3 protein-coding genes are annotated in these 5259 nt (G+C 75.6%); 2 read left to right on the forward strand and 1 reads right to left on the reverse strand.

The genetic code is table 11. From position 1 onward, the window contains the following. Positions 1-173 precede the first annotated feature (173 nt). Positions 174-812 carry an HD domain-containing protein gene (locus BJP40_RS06890; protein WP_071279477.1) on the forward strand — a complete coding sequence of 213 codons (639 nt, stop codon included), beginning with the start codon at positions 174-176 and terminating at the stop codon, positions 810-812. Between the two features lie 653 nt (positions 813-1465). Further along, positions 1466-2998 (forward strand): vanadium-dependent haloperoxidase, encoded by a 1533-nt coding sequence (locus tag BJP40_RS06895; RefSeq protein WP_071279479.1) that lies wholly within the window; start codon positions 1466-1468, stop codon positions 2996-2998. 243 nt (positions 2999-3241) lie between these two features. On the opposite strand, the gene BJP40_RS34040 is transcribed toward BJP40_RS06895, so the two are convergent. Then, a partial coding sequence (locus BJP40_RS34040) for a hypothetical protein (protein ID WP_071279481.1) occupies positions 3242-5259 on the reverse strand: 2018 nt, incomplete at its 5' end.

Here is a 5259-nt window from a genome sequence, read left to right on the forward strand (position 1 = left end):
CACACGGGCAACGTGCCAGGTGAGCGGGGCTTTTCGAGCCGTTCTGGATTGCGGGTCGAGTACGTGGATGTTCCATGAATGCGGCTTCCACTCCGGCGGCGTGCTCGCACGCCGCCTCTTCGGCTGCTCACTCTTGCGCTTCGACCACGCAACCGCCCGTGAGGTGTCACTTCATGTCCGAAACCATCGCCGGTGTCGCCATTCCCGACAGCACGATCGCCAAGGAGGCGACCGAGCTGATCCGCGACACCACGGATGAGTTGATCTACCACCACTCCCGCCGGGTCTTCGTCTGGGGCGCGCTCCAGGGCGGGAACCGCGGGCTCTCCTTCGACGCGGAGCTGCTCTACGTCGCCGCCATGTTCCACGACCTGGGCCTCACCGAGCCCTACCGCGACAACGCGACCCGCTTCGAGATCGACGGCGCCGACGAGGCACGCAAGTTCCTCCTCTCCCACGGGGTCGACGCGGAGCGCGCGCGGATCGTGTGGGAGGCCATCGCCCTGCACACCACCCCGGAGATCCCGACCCGGATGGCCCCGGAGATCGCCCTGGTGACCGCGGGCGTGGAGCTGGACGTGCTCGGCATCGGCTACCACGACGTGTCGGACGACACCCGCAGCGCGGTCGTCGACGCGCACCCGCGCCCCGACTTCAAGCGGCGCATCCTGCAGGCGTTCAACGACGGCATCACCCGCCGCCCGGCCACCACGTTCGGCAACGTGAAGGCCGATGTGCTGGAACGGTTCACCGACGGCTACGTCCGGCCGAACTTCGTGCAGGTCATCGAGGGCTCTCCCTGGGCCGAGTGACCGGCGCCCCGCCCCGGCCCTGACCACCCCACGCGCCACCCGGCCGGCGGCACCCGCAGGAACGCGCCCGTCACGGGCCCCCGCCGGCCCTGTCCCGCGGCCACGGGGGCCTGACGGTGCGGGCACGCTCCCGCGCTCACCCCTGTGGGGGGGACGAGCCCGCACTCACGCACGCGCGACCACGAGCCCCCTCTCATCCGTGTACGACCACGCGCCCGCCCACGACCACGAACCGCACGGGTCCACCCGCGCCCACCCACGACCACGAGCCGCACGGGTCCGCCCGCGCCCGTCCACGAACCGGTCGTTCCCGCCCTGGTGACCGCGGGCGCGAGCGCGTGGTGCCGCCGCGGTCCGGCGCGCCCGTCCGGCCGCCCCTCGTGCGGCCGCCGGCACGACCGACCGCAGCGCCACGGGATCGCGGCGCCTCCGCCTGCCCGTACGACCGCGGGCACGGCCCGACCGCTCACCCGCCCGGACCACCGCGACCACGACCACGGGGACGTTCCCTGCACGACCACGGCACGACCACGGGCGCGTCCCGTGGCCCCGACCGGCGTCTCCGCCCCTGCGCCACAGCCGTACGCGGCCGTCGACCCGGCCCGCGCCCACGGCCACACCCACGCATCCACGCATCCCTTAAGGAACCCGTCGTGCAGACCCGCACCCCGCGCACCCGCACGTCCCGCAACGCCGTCCGCATGCGCTCCGGCCTCTCGGCCGCCGCCGCCCTCGTGCTGACGGTCACCGCCACCGGCTTCCAGGCCGTCGCCGCCCCCGCACCGGCCGCCGACGTCGCCGCGGCTCCGGCCGCCGTGTCCGGCAGCCTGGTCGTCCAGTGGAACCAGCAGATCAGCCAGGCCCTCAGCGCCGAGTCCGCCGCGCTCGGCCGCGTCACGTCGCCGCCGGTCGGCGCCCGTGCCTTCGCGATCGTCCACACCGCGATGTACGACGCCTGGGCGGCGTACGACGCGAAGGCCGTCGGCACCGTGCTGGGCGGAGAGCTGCGGCGGCCCGCCGCGGAGCGGACCGAGGCCAACAAGAGGGCAGCGGTCAGCTACGCGGCGCACCGCGCCCTGTCCGACCTCTTCCCCGGTCAGCGCGCGACCTTCGACGCCCGGCTGACCGCGCTGGGCTACAGCCCGGCGGACCTGGCGGCCCCGGTCGCCGGGAGCCCGGCGGACGTGGCGCTCACCGCCGCCGACGCGCTGCTGGAGAAGCGCGCCGACGACGGCTCGAACCAGCACGGCACTCCGCCCTACGCCACGCCGGAGGGCTACTACACCCCGGTCAACGCCCCGCAGGACGGCGACGCGTTCGACAAGGCGGCGCTGACCCACCCCGACCGCTGGGTGCCGCTGCGGGTCAACGGCAAGGTGCAGCAGTTCGCCACCCCGCACTTCGCCACGGCCGACCCGTTCGTCGTGAAGGACCCCAAGAAGTACCTGCCGCCGGCGCCGCCCGCGTACGGCACCAACAAGGCGAAGCGGGCCATCTACCACCAGATCCTCGTCAACGCGACGCTGACGGAACGCCAGAAGGCGCTGGCCGAGCACTGGCAGTACCCCGGCTCCAGCTCCTCCTCGATCCCTCAGGAGTGGGCCGCCCACGTCTCCCAGCGGGACGGGTACACCCTCGACCAGGACGTGAAGATGTTCTTCGCCCTGAATCTCGCCGAGGGCGAGGAGTCGGTGGTGGCCTGGCTGACGAAGGTGTCGTTCGACTACGGCCGCCCGATCACGATGGTGCGCCACGCCATGTCGGGGAAGCGGATCCCGGGCTGGGCCGGTCCCGGCAAGGGCACCCGGATCATCGACGGCGAGAAGTGGACCCCGTACCTGAAGACCCCGGCCTTCGCCGCGTACGGCTCCGGGCACACCGGCTTCACCGCGGTGGGCGCCGAGACGCTCAAGCTCTTCACCGGTTCCGACCGCTACGGCGCCACCGGCGTCATCAAGGCCGGCAGCTCCGCCATCGAGCCCGGCATGCCCTCGAAGGACGTGCCCCTGAAGTGGGACACGTTCTCGGCGGCCGCCCATGAGGTGGGCCAGTCCCGCATCTACGGCGGCGCGCACTGGTACTACGACCACGACGCCGCCTACCAGCAGGGCCAGGGGCTGGCCCGGGACGTCTGGAAGCACACCCAGGCGTTCTTCGACGCCACCCACACCACCGCCGGTCAGTAGCGGGCGCGGAAGCGGTGGCCCCGGGAGCACCGCAGGGGAGCGGACGGCGGTGACCGGCCGGCCCGGCCGCGGGTGCGGCGCTCTCCTCCGCCGCCGGACGCCCGCGGTCGGGCGTCCCCGGGCGCCCGCGGCAGGGCGCCGCGCGCTTCCCCTCCGCCCGCCGCCGCGCTGCTCCACGTCCCGGCCGTCCCGCACCGAGGGGCGGCCGGGGCCTGCCGTGGAGGGCGGGGCGGCGGGGCCGCCTCAGCAGCTCGTGCCCCGCGACAGCAGGGCGTAGGGCGCCTCCAGCCGGTACGACCCGGCTTCCGGAGCGACCAGTTCCGTCCACCGGTCGCCGTCCGCCGTGGCGGGCGCGGCCCGCAGGCAGCCGCGGCCGTCGTCCGCGGTCAACCGCCGGCCCCGCTCGTCGACCAGGGCCAGCCACGGCGAGTAGGCGACGCGGACCAGGACGCGCCCCGGCTCGTCGACGCGCAGCAGCAGTCCGCCCGCGCCCGCGTGCTCGACGGTGGCGGGCGGCTCGGCCAGCGGGGTGGCGTCCCGGACGGCGAACAGGCGCCAGTGCGGGTCGGACCACACCTCCTCCAGGTACGGCAGTCCGCCCGCCACCAGCGCGGCCTCCTCGCGGGCGCCCGTGTCGGGGGTGGCGTCGGCCGGCAGCACCACGTACCGCACGGCCCACCGGTCCAGCCAGGCACGGTAGGTGCCGGCGGTCAGGGACCCGTCGTAGAAGAGCGGGTTGCGTTCCAGGTCGGCCTGCCGGTTCCAGCCGCGCGCCAGGGTGACGTGCGGGGCGAGCGCGGACGACTCTCGGTGGCTGCGGGCGGGGACCACCTCGATCCGCGCGAGGTTCGCGCCCCGGTCGGTCAGCTCCGCGATCAGGGGGGCGGGGTCCCGGGCCCACGACCCGTGCGGTGCGGTGCGCACCACGTCGTCGACCGTCTTGAAGCCGATCCACGCGTGGAACACGACGAGCGCCAGGGCCAGCGCGTACCAGCGGTACCCACGGCCACCCGTGACGGTGCCGGTCGTGCCTCCGCTCGTCTGCGCACCCGTACCGCTCCGGTCCCGGCCCGGCCCGCGCGCGTCCGCACCGCCGGTGCCTTCGCCGCCCGCGCACGCGGCGTCCGCGCCTCCGTCACCCACGCGCGCGCCCTCCGGACCCGCGCCGCCCGCGCACCCGGTTGTCGTGCCGTCACCGCCCCGCCCCGCAGCGGGGGCGTCCGGGCCCCCCGTACGGGCGTGGGGCAGCGCCGCGAGCAGCACGACTCCGCCGAACAGCATCGCCAGGCGGGTCACGTTGGAGCCGATCTGGGAGTCGACGAGCCACGTCAGGAGCGTCGCGAGCGCGTAGACGGCGGCCACCGCGCGGACCCTCCGCCACTGCGCGGGGACGAGACCGAAGGCCAGCGCCGCGCACGCGAACGGCAGCACGGCGGTGCCGAGGCCCATCGGCTGCGTCCCTGCGAAGGGGAACAGCCATGCCGACAGCGCCACCACCGCCACCGCCGGCAGCCCGGCCGCCAACGACTGCGCGAACCGGCCCCGCAGGAAGAGGGCCGCCGCCACGAACCCCAGGAACAGTCCTGCCACGGGGCTGGCCGCGGTGGCCAGCGCGCCCAGCACCCCGACGACGAACAGGCCCCGGCCCCGGCGCCGGACGGGCGCCGCGGCCCGGGACTCCGGGTCGGCCCGGCACGCCAGCACCGCCACCGCGCCCAGGGCGAGGACGAGACCGAGCCCGAACGTCACCCGCCCCGACAGGGCGTTGCCCAGCAGCGCGCACACCGCGGCGAGCGCGCAGGCCGGCACGTTGCGGACCGCCCCCGCCCGCACCAGCAGCAGCGCGACGAGCCCGGCGGACACCGTGCCCGCGAGCACCATCGTCGCCCGCACACCGAGGAGCGCCATCACGTACGGCGAGAGCAGGCTGTAGGAGGCGGTGTGCATCCCGCCGTACCAGGAGAAGTTGTAGGCGCTGTCCGGGTGGTCGGCGGCGAACCGGGCCCAGGCGTCCTGGGCGGCCAGGTCGCCGCCGCTGTTCGCGAGCAGCAGGAACCACAGCACGTGCAGGACCGCGGCCAGTCCGGTCGCGGCCGCCACGGGGTGTGCGGCGGGCACCCGCGCCACGCGCGCGAGGAGACGGCCCCGCGCGCCCGTTCGGGGGACCGCGGGTGCGCCGGTGCCGAGGGTGGCCGGCGGGGCCGCCGCCCGGCCCGCGGTGCCCGCACCCGCTGCGCCCTCGCCCGGGCCGTCGGCCCCGG

The organism is Streptomyces sp. CC53 (genome assembly GCF_001865245.1).
In the GTDB taxonomy this organism is placed as follows: Bacteria; Actinomycetota; Actinomycetes; order Streptomycetales; family Streptomycetaceae; genus Streptomyces.

Bases quoted from the DNA above. Each gene is read 5' to 3' on its own strand.
- BJP40_RS06890 (WP_071279477.1), top strand. From the start codon at position 174: ATGTCCGAAACCATCGCCGGTGTCGCCATTCCCGACAGCACGATCGCC.